Annotated in this window: 6 protein-coding genes; 2 read left to right on the forward strand and 4 right to left on the reverse strand. The window is 64.7% G+C overall.

Features of this window, described 5'->3' with window-relative positions; genetic code table 11:
* Positions 1 to 4: 4 nt before the first annotated feature.
* The 4 genes from NKH05_RS19645 to NKH05_RS19660 form a co-directional block, all read right to left on the reverse strand.
* Entirely contained in the window at positions 5 to 1,033 is a 1,029-nt protein-coding gene (locus NKH05_RS19645; protein ID WP_023720879.1) for a sulfate ABC transporter substrate-binding protein, read from the reverse strand.
* Between the two features lie 219 nt (positions 1,034 to 1,252).
* The gene (locus NKH05_RS19650) at positions 1,253 to 1,939 is read right to left on the reverse strand and encodes a M15 family metallopeptidase (RefSeq protein WP_353025906.1); all 687 of its coding nucleotides are present in this window, start codon (positions 1,937 to 1,939) and stop codon (positions 1,253 to 1,255) included.
* Positions 1,940 to 1,993: 54 nt separating this feature from the next.
* The gene (gene pbpC, locus NKH05_RS19655; RefSeq protein WP_353025907.1) at positions 1,994 to 4,090 is read right to left on the reverse strand and encodes a penicillin-binding protein 1C; all 2,097 of its coding nucleotides are present in this window, start codon (positions 4,088 to 4,090) and stop codon (positions 1,994 to 1,996) included.
* A gap of 163 nt (positions 4,091 to 4,253) precedes the next feature.
* Positions 4,254 to 9,734, reverse strand: a complete 5,481-nt coding sequence (locus tag NKH05_RS19660) for an alpha-2-macroglobulin family protein (protein ID WP_353025908.1) — start codon at positions 9,732 to 9,734, stop codon at positions 4,254 to 4,256.
* Between the two features lie 273 nt (positions 9,735 to 10,007).
* Here NKH05_RS19660 and NKH05_RS19665 point away from each other — a divergent pair, with 273 nt between their 5' ends.
* The gene (locus NKH05_RS19665) at positions 10,008 to 11,936 is read left to right on the forward strand and encodes an autotransporter assembly complex protein TamA (protein WP_352788499.1); all 1,929 of its coding nucleotides are present in this window, start codon (positions 10,008 to 10,010) and stop codon (positions 11,934 to 11,936) included.
* Positions 11,936 to 17,986: a translocation/assembly module TamB domain-containing protein gene (locus NKH05_RS19670; protein ID WP_353025909.1), complete on the forward strand. Its 6,051-nt coding sequence runs from the start codon at positions 11,936 to 11,938 to the stop codon at positions 17,984 to 17,986. The genes NKH05_RS19665 and NKH05_RS19670 overlap by 1 nt, the downstream gene beginning before the upstream one ends.
* The last annotated feature ends 244 nt before the right edge of the window (positions 17,987 to 18,230 follow it).

Here is an 18,230-nt window from a genome sequence, read left to right on the forward strand (position 1 = left end):
AATGCTACTGGGCCGGCTTATAGATCTGGTCGAATATACCACCGTCGCCGAAATGATAAGGCTGTGCCTTCTTCCAGCCGCCAAAAAGTGGGTCGTCGATGGTGACCAGCTTGATCTCAGGCTGCTTGGCCAGGTCCTCCGCCGGCACCAGGTCGGGCTTCGAAGGGCGATAATGGTTCTTGGCGATGATCGTCTGGCCTTCCTTGGAATAGAGGTAGCTCAGATAGGCTTCGGCAACTTTGCGTGTGCCTTTGGCGTCGACATTGGCGTCGACCACTGCGACCGGCGGCTCGGCCAGGATCGAGGTCGGCGGGTAGACGATATCGAAATTGTCAGCGCCGAACTCGTCGAGCGCCAGATAGGCCTCGTTTTCCCAGGCGAGCAGCACGTCGCCTAGCCCTTTTTGCGCAAAGGTCACGGTGGCGCCGCGCGCACCGGTGTCGAGAACCGGGACATGCGCATAGAGATTGCCAACGAATCCCTTGGTCTTGGCCTCGTCGCCGCCATCCTTGGCGCTGGCATAGGCCCAGGCGGCAAGATAGTTCCAGCGCGCGCCGCCGGAGGTCTTCGGATTGGGCGTGATCACCTGGACGTCATCCTTGACCAGATCGCCCCAATCATGAATGCCCTTGGGGTTTCCCTTGCGGACGAGGAAGATGATGGTCGAGGTGTAAGGCGCCGAATTGTTTTCGAATTTCGTCCGCCAGTCGGGATTGATCTTCTTCGTTTTCGAGACAATGGCGTTGATATCGCCTTCGAGCGCCAGCGTCACCACGTCAGCGTCGAGCCCGTCGATCACGGCGCGCGCCTGGGCGCCGGATCCGCCATGCGACTGCTGGATGGTCACCGTCTCGCCTGTCTCGGCCTTCCAGTGGGCGACAAAGGCCTCATCGAATTGCTTGTAGAGCTCACGCGTCGGGTCATAGGACACGTTGAGAATGGTGGTGTCGGCAAACGCGAAACCGAGCGTGCCGAACTGGACCGATGTGGCGACCAGTGCGCCGAGCAGTTTCCTGAAATGAGGTTTGGTCATTTCCGCCTCCGTTGAACTCGCGCCAAATCTACCGAATTGATAGAATTTAGATGCATTCAATGTTGCCTTTTTTGGCCTATTGAAGCAATTTTTCGCCTACTTTCGGCGATGGGAGGAACTATTTTCCCTTGCACGGGACCTACGCTCCCGACGCGATTATCTAGAGACGGCTAGCTCTTCGGCAATGGCGGCGTCGCGTCCGAACGAGGTTTTGGCGGACTATTCGGCGGTGACGGGAAAGTTGAAGCGCTCTCTTGGAAACGGCTCGTTTTCCAGCGTGAAGTGCCACCATTCGCGTGCGTAATTCTTGAAGCCGCCGGCGCGCATCGCCTCGACAAGTTTTTTGCGGTTTGCCGCCGCTTCACTGGCGGTCGGTCGGTGAGCCGTTTCGCTCGTCGGATCGAAACAGTCGAAACCGGTGCCGAAATCCAGCGTGTCGGCATCGGTCGCGCCGCAGGCCGGTTTCGGAGCGCTCTTGCGGTCCGCTCGCGTGATGGCGACATCGACCGTCGATCCGCGCGAATGGGTGGACAGTTCGCCGATATAGCCCTTGGCGATGAGATCCTTGCGCTTGACCTTTGGGTACCATTGCGGGTCCGGTGGTCCGCTCGTTTTTGTCCAGTCACCCATGTCGGAGACAGCACGCGCAGGGCGGTAGCAGTCGAACACGACCAGCGTCAGCCCTCCGGCAGCAATCGCTTTCTGCACTGCGGAAAGCGCTTGCGCCGCTTGGCTGGTGAGGACGCATACCGGCGCATCGTAACCGCTTACCTTGCGATGCAGGAAGTTTTCGAGGCCGGCATAGCGGATATCCTGCCGGATACTGGGATCGATGTCGGCCAGCCGAACAAAGCCGGCGGGGAGGGCGTCAGCAGAGGCCGAGGAAATACCGGCGGCCGAAAGCAAGGCGTAAAACCCAATCCGCTGAATCACCTGCCGGAAACTATTCAAGGGAAACTTTCACTCGACAAAAACCTTCACACTGGCCGCGCGCCCCGCCGCATCGATTACGGTCAGGGTGGAATAGCCGGCGCCGTCCGGCTGCCAGGTCGCGGTGCGCCGCCGGTCGATGCCGACCAGCGGCTTGCCGTTGGCCAGCCAGCGGAACGGTGCGCGGCCGCCTTGCAGCTTGAGCACCAGCGGCGAGGCGTCGGCCGAGGAAGTGCCGAGATCGACACGGGCGCCGTCAGGCGGAAAGACGATGGTTGGTGCAGGTTCGGTCGGCGTCGCCTGCACCAGCCCGTCGACGCCGGCGCCGAAGCGCGTCAGCGTCACCGGCAATTCTTCGCGCTTTGGCCGGCGGACGCCGGACGGTTGGCTTGGCAGCGGCACGGCGGCTAGGCTGGAACGGACAAAGCCTTCGAACAGAATGGGCGCGGCCGAGACATAGCCGGACAGACCGGGCACCGCGCCGGCATCGGGGCGGCCGACCCAGACGCCGAGCACATAACGGCCGTCGAAGCCGACCGACCAGGCGTCGCGATAGCCGTAGGAGGTGCCGGTCTTGTAGGCGATGCCGCGTTGGGCGGCACCCTGGGGCGGCTTGACGCCCGACAGGATGTCGGTGATCTGCCAATTCGCCTGACCATCGAGGATGGTGGTGGTCGAGCGTTCGGTGTTCGCCGGCTCGGTGCCGTCATGCAGCGTGTGTGCCTTGCCGCCATTGGCAAGGCCGGCATAGAGTTGGACGAGGTCGCGCAGCGTCACTCCGACGCCACCGAGGCCGATCGCCAGGCCAGGCGCTTCGTTGACGGGCAGGATCGGCATCACGCCTGCCTGGCGAAAGCGCGCCATCAGCCGGGCCGGGCCGACCGCGTCGAGCACGCGGATCGCCGGCACGTTGAGCGACAATTGCAGCGCCTGCCTGATGCTGACATCGCCCTGATAGCCCATGTCGAAGTTCTTCGGCCGGTAACCGGAGAAATCGGCCGGGCTGTCCTCGATCAGCATCTCCTGCGCCACCAGGCCTTGCTCGAAGGCGAGGCCGTAGATGAACGGCTTCAGCGTCGAGCCAGGCGAGCGAACGACCTTGGTCATGTCGATCCAGCCCGAACGGCTGGCATCGAAGAAATCGGCAGAGCCGACCTCGCCAAGAATATCGCCGGTGCGGGCATCGGCCAGCACTATGGCCACCGAGAGGCGAGGGCCGAGCTTGGCGGCGGCATCCTTGGCCACCTGCTCCAGCCCTTCCTGGACACTCTTGCGGATCGTCAGTTGCAGCTTCTGGCCGGGAATGGCCTTGGGCAGCATTGCATAGGCAGCATGAGCAGCGAGCGCCGGCAAGGTCCGCCGCAGCCCCGACACATCGTCGAGCGCGGCTCGCGCGGCCTCGCGTTCGCCGAGCAGGCCTGCCGACACCATGCGGGTCAGCACGCGGTCGCGGGCGGCATGAGCGACTTCGAGGTTGCGGTCAGGGCGTCGCTTTTCCGGCAATTGCGGCAAAGCGACGAGCAGGGCCGCCTCAGAGACCGTCAGCGGCTTCGGCTCCTTGCCGAAATAGGCGAGCGAAGCGGCGCGCACGCCTTCGAGATTGCCGCCATAGGGCGCCAGCGTCAGGTAGCGTTCGAGGATCTCGCGCTTGGACAGCCGCCGTTCTATCTGGACGGCGCGCAGCATCTGTTTGATCTTCGAGCCGAGGCTGCGGCTGTCGCGCGGTTCGATCAGCCGGGCGAGCTGCATCGAGAGCGTCGAACCACCGGAGACGATATGGCCGCTGGTCGCGAACTGGCCGGCCGCACGCGCCAGTGCCAGCACGTCGACGCCTTGATGATCCCAGAAGCGCTTGTCCTCATAGGTGACCAGCATGTCGACGAACTGGTTGTCAACCTGGTCCAGGTTGGTCGCAAGCCGCCAATAGCCGTCCGGCGTGGCGAAGGCCCGCAACAGCTGGCCGTCACGGTCCTGCACCTCGGTCGAGACCGTCAGCGCAGCCGGCAGCGGCGGCGGAAAAGCGCGGTCGAGCTGCCAGAGGGCGACAGCGGTGATTGCGGCGAAGGAAATGCCCGCAATGGCCGCTCGGCGGAGGAATCTTTTGGAGAGCACGGCGCCGCCCCTCATCCGCCTGCCGGCACCCTCTCCCCGTGGAGGACGGGGAGAAGGTGAATGGCCGCAACGCTGGCGACCCCCTCTCCCTGTCCTTCACGGGGAGAGGGTAAGGGTAAGGGGCGGCGCGGCGTCACGTCGTTAGCTACAGCCAACCAGTTTGCGTCCCTCTCCATCGTTACGGCGCCTTGACCTCCATCATGCCGGTGGCGGTGCGGGCCGAATATTGCGGCCGGTACATGTCTTCGATCGTTGCTGCCGGGTGGGCATAGGTGCCCGGCGTCACCGCGCGTACGACGTAGGCGAGCGTGATGTTGCGGTCGCCGTCGCCGTCGTTCGGATTGAAGGCCGCGACGAAACGGTCGTTGCGGAATTCGAGATGGGCAGCATCGGTCTGCGCCAGCCAAGAGAAGTTCGTCAATTGGGCGCTGGAGACCAGGCCCGGATTGTCGATCTCGAAGCCGGCCGGCAACAGGTCGGTGATCAGCAGCCGCGAAGGCCAGGTGTTCTGCTCGTAAACCTTGAGCACGACGACATAGCGTTCGTTCTGCTTGACCTCCGTCACGTTGGCCTCTGTGCCGTCGAGCTTGTAGTAGGTACGGCTGATGGTAAAGCCGTTGCCGCCGGCCGGCAGAGGCTGGATCGGCGAGGCCACGGTGGTGACGACCGCCTGCAGCGGATTTCTGCCGGTGTTGACGATGGTCAGCGGACTGTCGGCCAGTTCGCCACCGGCGATCTGGTCCGAATAGCCGCCGGCATGCGGTGCGCCGTTGACGGTCAGCGCGATCGAATCATTGCCGGCCTTCAGCGCGCGGGCCGCCAGCAGCATCCAGGACTCGTCCTGGGTGCTGGTCCACCTGGCGTCGGCGCGTTCCCTGGTCACCAGCTGGATCAGCGCCGGCACGATGGTCGGCACCGGCTTGCTTTCCGCGGCAAGCGCCAGGATCGCCGCACCGTCACGCAGCGGCGAGCCATAGTCGGACCGGTAATAGTCATATTCCGGCGTCGACTTGGCCAGTTGCAACGCGGCCTGGAAGGTTGCCTCCGAGCGCTGCGTGTCACCGTAGAGAGCGAGAGAGGCCGCCAGTTGGGCGACGGCCATCGGGCTGGTAAAGGCTTCGAGCTGGGTGTCGGCGTAATAACGCAGATCGCCGACCGAGGCCTTCTTGTTGCGGGCAAGCACATAGAGCGCATAAGCGATCTCACTGCCGCGATCCTGGACGTCCTGGTCGTAGCCGATCGCGTTCTGCAGATTGCTCAGCGCCTGGTTCATCGCCAGGGCCGGCACGTCGTATTTCTGCTCGCGCGCCCGGGTCAGGAAATCGGTGACATAGGCGTCGAGCCACAGATCGCCGGAACCCGGACCCCACAGGCCGAAGCTGCCGGCCGAGGCCTGGTAGCTCAGCACCTTGTAGATGGCGTCCTGGACGCGGCCATGCAGATCGGGGTCGCTGGCCATGCCGATGCCGGAAGCCATCTCGTTGACGTATAGAAGCGGCATGGCGCGGCTGGTGGTCTGCTCAGCGCAACCATAGGGATAGCGGTCGAGCGTCATCAGCAGCGACGGCACATCGAAGGCAGCTGACTGCGAAACGCCGACGCTCACCGAAGCGCCATCGAGCAGGCTTGCCGCCAACAGTTCCTTGTCGACGCGCAGCGCGCCGCCATTGCCCTTGAGGTCGACGACCATGCGGGTGGTCACCGGCAGTTGCGCCGGGCGCACCGGCACATAGAGCGTCTGCTCGACGGCGGTGCCATCGGCATGCGCAAGCTTGATGGTGATCGAGGCGTTGCCCGCGGTCTGCGCAATCAACGGCACGGTCAGCGTCTGCCGCTTGCCTTTGGCGAGCGTCAGCTTCTCAGGCAAGGCGGCACTGCCGGTAGACAGGTCGCCCGTCGTGTCGATGGTCAGCTTGTAGTCGCCAGCGGGGCCATCGGTGTCGGCGACGTCGAGCCGCATGACGGCGGAATCGTCGGGCGCCAGGAAGCGCGGCAGGCCGGCGGTGATCACCACCGGATCGCGCACGATGACGTCTGACTGGGCATGGCCGACCGCTTCCTTTGTCCAGGCGACGGCCATGACGCGCACGGTGCCGTTGAACTGCGGTATGTCGAAGTCGATCCGCGCCTTGCCGTCGGCGTCGAGCTGGACCGGGCCGGAGAAGAAGGCGACCAGCTTTTCGGTCGGCGGACTGCCTTGCGACTGCATGTTGGCGCCATCGCCGCCAGTGCGCAGCTTGCCGGTCGTGCCCAGCGAGCCGTCGATCAGCCGGCCATAGATGTCGCGAACCTCGAGACCGAGCATGCGCTGGCCGAAGAACCAGTTCTCCGGATCCGGTACCTTGTAGTTGGTCAGGTTGAGGATGCCGACGTCAACGGCCGCGACCATGACATAGGCGTTGGTGCCGGGCTGCACGCCGGCAACGGCGACCGGGATCGACAGCTGCTGGCGCGGCATGGTCTTGTCCGGCGGCGCCAAGCTGACGGCAAGCTTACGCGAGCCGGGATCGAGCTTCAGCCATTTGACGCCGATGGCGCGCGCCGGCATGCGCGTCTCTTGCGCATCGCCCGGCCTGAACAGCGTTGCCGTGACGTAGGCGCCGGCACCCCAATCGTCCCCGACCGTGATGTCGACAGTGCTGCCGCCGGCCGGCACGCTGGCCGTGACCGTCCTCAAGAGCTTGTCGGCGCCGATGGTGACGAGCAATTCGCCGGCAAAGTGCGGCGACACTTTGAGCTTGGCTACTTCGCCCGCCGCATAGGTGTCCTTGTCGAGCGCTATCTCGAGCCCGTCAGGCGTTTCGGTGGTCGTCGAGCTGACATACCAGCCGGCGTCGAACTCATAGCTGGTCGCCGGGCCTTCCGGATCGGCTGTCTCGATATCGAGCCGGTAGCGGCCCCAGTCGACCGGCAGCGACATGGTAGCCTCGCCATCGGCGCTCAGGTCGACCTGGCCGTTGGCCACCGCCTTGGTGAAGATGACCGGCTCATAGTTCCAGGAATTGCTCGAGCGGTACCACTGGTAGCTGCGCTCGACCTTGACCAGCGACCACTGCGCACCCTTGAGCGCCTCACGCTTGCCGTCGGGGTCGACGGCGATCAGGCTGAACTTGGCCGTGCCGCCTTGCGGCACCTCGTCGCCGTCGAAATCGGGGCGGATGCCGATCATGTGGCCCTGCGGGCGGATGCCGATATTCAGCGAGCGCTCGATCGCACGGCCGCCGGTCTCGCGCAACCGGACCGTGACCTTGGCATCGACCAGCTTGGTGGTGGATGGCAATTGATCGACGGAAACCGGGAAAGTCGCCTTGCCGTCGTCGCCGACCACCGGCAGGCCGGTGAAGGGCGTCACCGTTGGTTCGGCCGACTGTTCGTCGGCCAGACCGAAGGAATAGCCTTTGAAGCGGTCCCAGTCGCGGGCGGTCGACAGCGTCAATTCGCCTTCGAGCGCGAGGCCCGCGGCCGGCGCGCCATAGAGAAAGCGGCCGTCGACGGTGATGTTGGCGGTCTCGCCCTGGGCGATCTCCTGCTTGTCGGCGGACAGGTCGAACTCGATGCGATCCGGGACGAAGTCCTCGACCAGGAACATCTGGCTGGCAACCGCCGCCTGCTTGGGATCGGTGTGGATCGCCACTGTCCAGGTGCCGCGCATGGCGTTGGGTTCCAGCGGCAGGTCGACGGCGTGGCCGCCGGCCGATGCTCCGTCGCTGACGATGCGGCGGTCCTCGACGCCGTCGGGCCGCGAGAAGATGAAGGTGAGCGGCAGGTTCTCGACCGCCTTGGCGGCACTGTCGCGGGCAAGAGCCGAGACGTGGACGTCCTCGCCGGCGCGGTAGATGCCGCGCTCGGTCCAGGCATAGACGTCGAGCGCGCCCGGCGCCGCACGTCCGGCGACGCCGCGGTCGGACAGGTCGAACCCGGCGCGGCCCATATCGAGGAAGACGAAGTCGTCGTCGCCCTGCTTGGCCATCAGCACCGCCGGTGCCATGCCGCTGTCGCCGCGCGTCAGGCCGGGATTGAACACCGCCCGCCCTTCCGCGTCGGTGGTCGCGGTGCCAAGGATCTCGTTGTTCCTGGCCAGCAGCGTCAGCTCGGCGCGGGCAATCGGCTTGGCGGTTGCGAGCGAACGGGCAAAGACGTTCAGCCCATCCTGTCCGGTATAGGTCGACAGGCCGATGTCGGAGACGACGAACCATTGCGTGGCGTGCGAATCATAGTCGTCGTTGCGATCGTTGACGGCTTGTGCGGTCAGCACATAGACGCCGGGCTTGCGCTTCGGCAACGCCTCGTCGATGGGGAAGGAGGTGGTGACTTCCTTGTTGAGGTCGTTGGCGATGTCGAGCTGGCCTTGCCAGACCGGCTCGCCCATCTGTTCGGAGATGTTCGAAATGTCGTAGCCGTCAAGTTGGCGCAGGAACTGATACCCCGACAGAAGCTGGGCCAGCGAGCGGTCGCCGATGCGGAAGAGCTTCATTTCGGCGGCATTCATGTTGACGGTGACGACCGGTATGCCGCGGCGTGCGCCGGCGGGCAGCACGAAGCTGTCGCCGGTGAAGCGGGCCGAAGGCGCGCGGTCCTGCACGTAGATCGACAGTACCACCGGTGCCGCGGTGACCTCGCCAATGGCGGCCGGCAGGCCGGCGCGGAAGGTCACGTCATAATGCTGGCCGTGCTCGAGCCCTTCGACGCAGATCTGCTTGTCCTTGGCTTCGACGCCCTTGGGAGCGGCGTTGTCGACGGTGACGAACTGGGAATAATCGACGCCGGTCTTGACCAACTCCTCGGAGAACTGCGCGCAGATACGCGGCGCGCTGGTGTCGGCATCGACGGTATGATCGATGACGCGGAAGCCCTTGCGGGCCTTGAGATCCTGATAGGCGGCCCTGACCGCCGGCGAATTGACCAAAGCGAGGCTCGCCTCGTAGGCCTGCAGGGCCGGCCTGTAGAGGTCGCGGCGGTCAAGGCCGTCGCCGAGCAGCGCCAGCACGTCGGCGCGCGTCTTGGTGGTGCGCAGCAATTTGTAGGCGTTGAAGGCGGCGGAAGTGGCGTTCGCCGGTAGGGTCGACGGCTCCGAACTGTTGGCGGTCGGATGGACGGCAAGCGTTTCGCGCGCCAGCTCGAGCCAGAGCTGGCCATCGTCCGGCAGCACCGAAACCGCCGCTTCGTATTTGTGCATGGCCGAGCGATGATCGCCCGTCAGCGCCGACTGTTCGGCGGCGGCCCTCAGCGCCGTCAGCCCCTCTGTCGGCTTGGTGTAGGTCGGGCCGGTGAGCTTGTTGCGGTATTGCTGGGCCTGGTCGGCCATCCAGTTGGGGAAGAAGGCGAGTTCGGGTGGCGCGCCGATGTCGGGATCGCCATCGATGTTGACGACCTTGCCGGCGACGGCGCCGCCGAAGGGTTTCAACGAGTTGTAATCGGATTTAAGGAAGCACCATTTGGCCTTGAGGTTGTAGGTGAAGGCACGGCAGGCCGGGTCGCCGAGGCAGGTGGTCTTGCACTGATCGAGGCTGACATTCTGGTCGGATCTGAGATCGAAACCAAAATAGTCGGAATTATCCGATGTCACCACCCGCCGGGCTTCGGCCGCTTGCGCGACACCGCTCCAGGCGAAAAAGAGAAGGAAAAGAATCGATAGACCACGAGCCGCGCGCATTGCCATAAACCCCTCCAGACAAGTGCTTACGTCCAGAAATCTTCAAGCTTCAGTCGCGCTTGTCAACATCAGGACGCGGCAGGATCCGCCTGCCAACGGTTTGCTTTCCGGTCGGTGACCGGTAGTAGCTCCATAGGACAGGGGATCACGCTTTCTTGCGGCGACGCAGAAGGTGTGAGTTCCAAGCCCTGTCTATTTCAGCAATTGGATTGTGGCCCCTTTACGAGTGCTTCAGAACTTCATTCCAATTTTAGGTTTGCGAGCTAGGCTAGGAGCATAATGCCGGCGTATGAAAGGCAGATGTCGGGAGGAACCGCGCCACAGCGCGCGCTTTCGCGCGCCCTGCTTTTCGCTTTGTTGTGCTCGACGGCACTTGTTGCCGAAACCGGAAGTGCGGCAGCCTTCGAGATTTTCGGCATCAAGCTCTGGGGGTCGTCAAAGGACGAAGATGCCGACATCGTCGACCCACTGCGCTATGCCGTGACGATAGAAGCGCCCGACGCCGACGAGGATCTCGCCGAGAAGCTCGAAAACGCCTCGGCGCTGAAAGCCGACGAGGAACACCCGGTATCAGGTTCGCTGGGTCTTTTGGCCAAGGCGCGCAGCGACCGTGAGCAACTTGTCGCCGCGCTCTACGCGGACGCGCGCTACGAGGGTGTCGTCACCATCACTATTCAGGGCAAGCCGCTCGACGATCTGCCGCCCGATGCCGAGTTTTCCGGCCCGCAGCCGATTCCGGTGGTGATAAGCATAGCAGCCGGGCCGAAATTCACGCTTGGCAACATCAGACTGAAAGGCGATGCAGCGGGGCTGGCAAGTGCCGATTTCGGCCTGATCGCCGGCGGTGACGCCGGTTCGGGCGCCGTGCTCAAGGCCGAGGCGGCGATCGTGCGGGCACTCAAGCAAGAAGGCAGGCCGTTGGCCAAGGTGACGGGCCGCGAGATCGTCGCCGAGCACGCCGGGTCGACGCTCGACGTGACGCTCACCGTCGCGGCCGGGCCGGTCGCCGGCTATGGCGACACCACTGTCGAGGGCACCGAAAAGGTCGACCGCGACTTCACCGAATATATGACCGGCCTGAAGCGCGGCCGCCAATATTCGCCCGATGAGATCGACGATGCGCGCGACCGGCTGCTCGGGCTCGAGGTCTTCAACAGCGTGACGGTGAAGGAAGCCGACGCCCTCGACGTCGAGGGCAACATCCCGATCGGTGTCCAGGTAAGCGAACGTAAGCCGCGCTATTTCGGCATTGGCGGCAGCTTCTCAAACACCGAAGGGCTGGGCCTCGAAGGCTATTGGGGCCACCGCAATCTGTTTGGCCGCGCCGAAAAGCTGCGCATCGACGGCAAGATCAGCGGCATCGGCAGCAACGACTTGACCCAGCTCAATTACAATGCCGGCGTCATGTTCGAAAAGCCGGGCGTGGTCGGGCCGGCGTCGAAATTCATTGCCAGTGTCAACACCGTGCTGGAGCACCCCGACGCCTACGACCATTTCTCGGTCAAGGGCAGCACCGGCCTGTCCTACGAACTCGACAAGAAGCAGACGGTTTCCGCGCAAGTCGCGCTTGACTATTCCAGGATCCACGACGCTTTCGGCAAGCACACCTATCTGATCGCCAGCATTCCGCTGCAATATGTCTACGATAATCGCGACAGCAAGCTCAATCCGACCAGGGGCTTCAGGGTGCTGGCCTATGCCGAGCCGAGCTACGACATTTTGAGCGGGGCTGCGTTCGTCAAGCTGAAGGGCGAGGGGTCGGCCTACCAGTCGCTCGATTCGGCCTCGAAATTCGTTTTCGCCGAACGTGTCGCCATCGGCTCGATCATCGGCGCCGGTCTTCAGGATGTTCCGGCCGACCGCCGCTTCTACTCCGGCGGCGGCGGCTCGGTGCGCGGCTATGCCTATCAGGGCATCGGCCCGAAGGACAGCAACGGAGAGCCGATCGGCGGGCTTTCCTTCTTCGAGACCTCGGTCGAGATGCGCATCGCCGTCACCGACAAGATCGGCGTCGTGCCGTTCGTCGATGCCGGCACGGTGTCCACCAGGCAGGTCCCCGATTTTTCGGACATGAAGGTCGGCGCGGGTGTAGGCTTGCGCTATCTGACGGCGTTCGGGCCGCTGCGGATCGACGCGGCAGTGCCGCTCAACCGCGGCCCCGACGATCCTCATTTCGGCATTTATGCCGGCATCGGCCAGGCATTCTGATGGCAATATTCAGGCGCATCCTTCGTATCCTTTTCTACACGCTGCTCATCGTCGTGGCAGCGGCGGTGGGGGCGCTCGTCGTGCTGACCAAAACCGAGCGCGGTCGCGAAAACCTTGCCGGCATCATCTCGACCATGGCCTCGACCGGCGATCGCAAGGTCACTGTCGTCGGCATCGACGGTATCTGGTCGGGCGCGCTGAGGGTCGATCATGTCGTTCTGGAGGATCGCGAAGGCGCCTGGATGGTGGCGCGCAAGGTGGCCGTCGACTGGTCGCCGCTGGCACTCCTGTCGAAGAGCTTCAACGCCGATCGCATTGGGGCCGAACGGGTCGAGTTGGCACGGCTGCCGGTGGCCAGCACACAGCCGAGCCAAAGCGGGGCGACCACGCTGCCGGTTTCCATCGACGTCAAGCAGCTCGACCTTCCCGAAATCGCACTCGGGCAGGCTCTGGCCGGCAGCGGTGTCGCCGAGCTGGCAGCCAAGGGAGCGCTCAAGGCGGATGCCTCGCCGCTGGCTATCGAGACCAATCTCAACATCGTTCGCCACGACGGCAAGCAAGGCACAGTCGACGCCAAAGCCCATTTCGCGCCGGCCGACAACAAGCTCGACCTCGACCTCAAGGCATCCGAGCCGGCCGGCGGCATCATCGCCAACCTGCTCAAGCTGCCGGGCGCGCCGCCAGTCGACATTGTCGTTTCCGGCACAGGACCGCTCGCCAACTGGAATGGTATTGGGACTTTCGTTGTCGACGGCCGGATCGTCACCCAACTCACCGGTCGCCATCAGCTCACCGATAAGGGCCATTATGTCGAGGCCAACGGCGATGGCGAATTCGAGCGCTTCCTGCCCGAAACCCTGAAACCGCTGTTTGCCGGCAAGACCACCTTCGACCTTGCCGGCACAGCGACCGCGGCCGGCGGCGTCGATGTCGAGCGCGCCAATATCGACAGCGGCGCCGTGCACGCGACCGCCGCCGGCATTGTCGATCCGAACGGCGTCAGCGATCTTTCTGTGAAACTCGCCGCGAAAGGACCGCCGATCGTGCTTAGCCTCGGCAGCGAGGCACAGCCGATAACCGTGGCGATCAAGGACGCCACGGCCCGCGCTTTCGGCGATGGCAAGGCGCCGATGGTGGATATCGGCGCGTCGCTGGTCTCCGTGGTGGCGGGCGGCACGCGGGTGGACGACCTGATCGGGCAAGTGCATTCTGATGGCTTCGACATCCAGAACCGTAGCGGGCCCGTCACCATCAAGCTGACGGCGGCCGGCCTGAACACCGACGTTGCGACATTGGCGCCGCTGATAACGGGAAGGGTCAGCGCCGGTCTCGCCGGCTCGGTCAGCAAGGACCAGGTCGTTGTCGACCAAGGCACGCTGCGCAGCGACGCGCTCAATGCGTCCGTGACGGCCACTGTGGCGCTGGCCGATCTGTCGATGACGCTCAAGATGAATGCCGACGCGGCTTCGGCGGCGCTGCCGCCGCAGATCAGCTCGGTTCTCGGCGAGCGTGTGCAGTTTTCCGCAACCGCGACACGCGACCCGGACGGTGCGTTCGCCGCCAACGCATTGCAGCTCACCTCCGGTACGCTTAGTGCCAGCGGCACCGCCAGTGCGCAAGGCACCGATATCCGGGCCGATATCAAGGGCACGCTCGGCGACGTGTCGGTACTGTCGCCGCTGGTCGGCGCGAAGGTCGGCGGCGCCGTCGGTTTCGCGCTGACGGCAAGCGGCGCGCGCAGCGCACCGGATTTCTCGGTTTCGGCCAACAGCGACAGCCTGACGGCGTCCGGCCATGCGGTGAAGCAGATCAAGTTGAGCGCGAGCGGCAAGGCCGACATTGCCAGCCCTGCCGCCGATGTCTCGCTGACCGGCTCGGTCGACGACCAGCCGCTCGACCTCAAGGCATCGCTGGTCACCACCGACGGCAAGCGCTCCATCAATGGACTTGCCGTCTCACTGGCCGACAACAAGGTCTCCGGCGACCTCGGGCTCGACGACAACCTGCTGCCGCTCGGCACGTTGAACCTCGATGCCGCGGATATTGCTCCGCTGGCCAGACTTGCCGGCCAAACGGTAGCCGGCGACGTGCGTGGCACGATCCGTTTCGCGAATGACAATGGTGCGCCGACGATCGCGATCGATGCGACGAGCGCCGCGATTTCGCGCGGCGAACTGGCGGCGAAGACAATCGCCGTCAACGCTCTGGTCGCCAATTATCTCAAAGCCCCGGCGATCTCCGGCAAGATCAAGGCCGACACGATCACCTCCGGAACCACGGTGATCAGCGGCATCGACGTCGACCTGAAGCGCGATGGCGACTGGACCGGCTTTAGCGGCGGCGCCACGGTCGCCGGCATTCCGGCCAGCGCGGCCGGGCGGGTCAGGGTTGCGAACGGCATCACCAGCATCGAGCTTGCCTCCGGCGAGGCGACCATCCGCGGCATCAAGGCAGCGGTCGCGCAGCCATCGGCGCTGACAATCGCCAATGGCATGGTGAGCATAGAGAAACTGGCGCTCGGTGTCGGCGGTGGTTCGGTTGCCGTGTCGGGTACGGCTGGCCAGACGCTCGATCTCGCTGCCACCTTGTCGGCGGTGCCGGCAGCACTTGCCAATGATTTTTCACCGGGCCTCGATGCCGCGGGCACGCTCAGCGGCACCGCGCAAGTCACGGGATCGTCGGCTGCCCCAGACATTCGCTTCAACGCCCGGCTCAGCGGCGGCGAAACCAGCCAGACCCGGCGGGCCGGGCTCGGGCCGCTCAATCTCGATGCGGCTGGCCGTTTCTCGTCGGCCAGCGGCGTCGCCATCGAGCATGCGACGCTTGCCGGCGAGAAAATCTCCGGCAAGGCAGCCGGCACCATCAATCCGAACGGTGCCAGCGATTTCTCGCTCGACCTCGCATCCACCGGCCCGAGCCTGCCGCTTTCGCTCGGCAGCAAGGAGAGCCCGATCAAGCTCGAGCTGCAGACGCTGTCGCTAAAGGCGGCCGGGCAGGGCACCCAGCCGAAGCTCGACATCTCCGCGACGCTGCCATCGGCCGCCACCAATCTAGCTAAGATCGAGGGCATCACGCTTGCGCTGCACTCCGACCGCTTCGACGTGAAAGCCCGGAGCGGGCCGATCTCCGGCTCGGTGACCGCCGAAAAAATCGGCCTCGACAATCCGACCGTCGCGCCGCTGATCGCCGGCAAGGTCACTGCCAAAGTCGCCGGCAGCCTTGCCGCCGACGCTGTCATCATCGATAGCGGCACCGTGACCAGCGACGCGTTGAACAGCGGCTTCAACGGGCGGGTCTCGCTGGCCGACGGCGCCATCGATCTAAATCTCAAGGCGGATGCCGCGTCGGCGGCGCTGCCAGTAGCGGCGCGTGGCATGCTCGCCGAGCGGACGCAACTCAGTGCCGCGCTGAAGCGAGACGCCAACGGCAATGTCACCGCCAACGCGATCAGGCTGTCATCAGGCGCGCTGACCGCAGACGGGCAGGCGAGCCTTGCCGATAACAAGCTGAGCGCCGACGTCAAAGGCGCGCTGGGCGACGTCTCGCTGCTATCCAAGGATGCCAAAGGCGCTATTTCTTTCGCGCTGAATGCGCAAGGCGCCAGCACCGCGCCGGATCTGTCGCTGACTGTCAACAGCGATAGGCTTTCGGTGGCGGCGCGTGAGATCACCGGACTGAAGCTCACCGCCACCGGCAAGGCTGATGCCGCCAACCCGGCGGCGAATGTACAACTCACCGGAAATGTCGCGGGCCAGTCGCTGCAGGGTAGTGCCGTGCTGGCGACATCGGACGGCAAACGCGCCATCAACGGGCTTTTGCTGTCGCTGGGCAAGAACCGTATTTCCGGCGACCTGGCGCTCGACGATGCCTTCGTGCCGGTCGGTACGGTAGCACTGGACCTGCCCGATATCGGTCCGCTTGCTGCCCTGGCACTGGAAAAGGCCGATGGCGATGTGCGCGGCACGATCGCCTTCTCCAAGGCTGGCGCCGTGCCGCAGGTCGCCATCAAGGCGACGACGGGCTCGATCTCGCGCGGCGATGTCTCGGCCAAGGCCGTGACCATCGATGCGCTGATCGCCAACTACCTGGCGGCACCGGTGATCTCCGGAAAAATCCGTGCCGACAGCGTCACTTCCGGCGGCACGGTTATCCGTGGTGTCGACGGCGATCTCAAGCGCGACGGCGAATGGACCGGTTTCTCCGGTGGCGCCACCGTGAAGGATATTCCGCTGAAGGCCGGCGGCCGGGTCAGGGCGGTCAAGGGCACGACGACGGTCGAACTTGCCTCCGGCGAGGCGACCATTCGCGGCATCAAGGCGGCTATCGCCCAGGCCTCGACCATCAACATCGCCAATGGAGTGATCAGCCTCGACAGGCTGGTGCTCAACCTCGGCGGCGGAACGGCGACGGTCACGGGCACGGCTGGGCAGGCGCTCGACCTCAACGCGACGCTGGCCCGCGTCCCGATCTCGATAGCCAACAGTTTTTCGCCTGGCCTCGATGCCGCCGGCTCCGTCTCGGGCACGGTGAAGGTGACGGGCGCGCCGGCCAATCCGGCCGTCGCCTTCAAGATCGACGCCGCAGGCGTTCAGACGTCGCAGACCCGCGGTGCAGGTTTCGGCGGCATGGGCGTTTCGTCTTCAGGTACGTATTCGGGCAACAGACTGACCTTCGACGCCAACATGAGCGATGCCGCCGGCCTTGGCCTCAAGGGCGGCGGCACGATGACGACATCAGGCGCGCCCACCCTTGATCTCAACTTTTCCGGCAAGGTGCCGTTCGCCTTCCTCACCAGGACACTCGCCGCGCAAGGCCTGTCCTTGAGCGGCACGGCCGACGTCGATGTGCAGGTGCGCGGCCCGGCGACGTCGCCGGTGATCTCAGGCACGGTCCGTACGTCAGGCGCCCGCCTGGTCGACGCGCGCTCGGGGCTTGCGATCAACGACATCACCGCCGATGTCGCTATCGGTGGTGGCGTGGCCAGGATCAACCGCCTGACCGGCACGCTGTCGACGCGTGGCAGCCTTTCGGCCAGCGGCACCGTCGGCATCGATCCGGCTAAGGGTTTCCCAGCCGACCTGTCGGTCAAACTGGTCGACGGCCGTTATACCGACGGCAAGGTGGTCACTGCTAACCTCGGCGGCGACCTGACCATCAAGGGACCGCTCACCTCCGGGCCGGTGATTTCCGGTACCGTCAACCTGGCCAAGACCGTCATCACCGTACCCGAAAAGCTGCCCGGCTCGCTGGCCGAGCTCAACGTCAAGCACAAGAATGCGCCGGCAGCCGTGCGTGCGCAGGACAAGGCGTTGCGCCCGGCCGCTGCAAGCAGCGGTGGCGGCGGCAGTGGCCTCAACCTCGACGTCACGATCAATGCGCCGAGCCAGATCTTCATCCAGGGCAGGGGCGTCGACGCCGAGCTCGGCGGTTCGCTGCGGCTGACCGGTCCGGCATCGTCACCCCAGGCGGTCGGCACCTTCACCTTGCGGCGCGGGCGGCTGACGATCCTTGCCAAGCGGCTGACCTTCACCGAAGGCACGGTCGGCTTCTCGGGCTCTCTGGTGCCTTACCTCAACCTTACGGCGCAATCCAAGACAACCAGCGCCACCGTGACCATCGTGGTGTCGGGCGAGGCGACCAACCCGAAATTCACCTTCTCCTCGGTACCCGCGCTGCCGGAGGACGAGGTGCTGGCGCAGCTGATCTTCGGCCGTTCGATGTCGAACCTGTCGCCGCTGCAGATCGCGCAGCTTGCCGAGGCTGCCGGACAACTGGCCGGCGTCGGCGGCTCGACCTCCCTGCTGCAGAACCTGCGCAGCGCGATCGGCGTCGACGATCTCGACGTAATCACCGACGAAGAGGGCGGCACCGCCGTCTCGGCGGGCAAGTATCTCAACGACCGCACTTACGTGACGATCCAGAAGGGCGATAGGCCCGGCTCGGGCAAGGCAACCGTCGATCTCGACGTCGGGCGCGGCGTCAAGCTGCGTGGTGAGGCAACCGACGCCGGCGAAGCCAAAGGCGGTGTTTTCTATGAACGGGAATATTGAAACGGCTGTTCGCGCAGAACAGTTGGTTGCCCGAAGAACGAGCGGCGCAGCAGCAAATGTCCCGGTTTAATTGTCCGTGGAGATTTCGCGCGAAATCCCTGGCGCAGTAGCAAATTTGCGCCAAGACTGTCGTTATCGCGCGAACCGCCCTGCTTTCAAAGTTGCACATTCCTTGGCATGTTCCCAATCCGTGCCGTCTTTGACATCATGGCGCGAATGCGGAATGTTAAAAGGCAGAAAGCCA

Origin of the sequence: Mesorhizobium sp. M1399 (genome assembly GCF_040317735.1) — a bacterium.
Classification (GTDB): Bacteria; Pseudomonadota; Alphaproteobacteria; order Rhizobiales; family Rhizobiaceae; genus Mesorhizobium.

What these genes read in the sequence shown, in the direction of transcription:
- pbpC (WP_353025907.1), bottom strand. Translation starts at nt 4,090, where the DNA reads ATGAGGGGCGGCGCCGTGCTCTCCAAAAGATTCCTCCGCCGAGCGGCC.
- NKH05_RS19665 (WP_352788499.1), top strand. Translation starts at nt 10,008, where the DNA reads ATGCCGGCGTATGAAAGGCAGATGTCGGGAGGAACCGCGCCACAGCGC.
- NKH05_RS19670 (WP_353025909.1), top strand. Translation starts at nt 11,936, where the DNA reads ATGGCAATATTCAGGCGCATCCTTCGTATCCTTTTCTACACGCTGCTC.
- NKH05_RS19645 (WP_023720879.1), bottom strand. Translation starts at nt 1,033, where the DNA reads ATGACCAAACCTCATTTCAGGAAACTGCTCGGCGCACTGGTCGCCACA.
- NKH05_RS19660 (WP_353025908.1), bottom strand. Translation starts at nt 9,734, where the DNA reads ATGGCAATGCGCGCGGCTCGTGGTCTATCGATTCTTTTCCTTCTCTTT.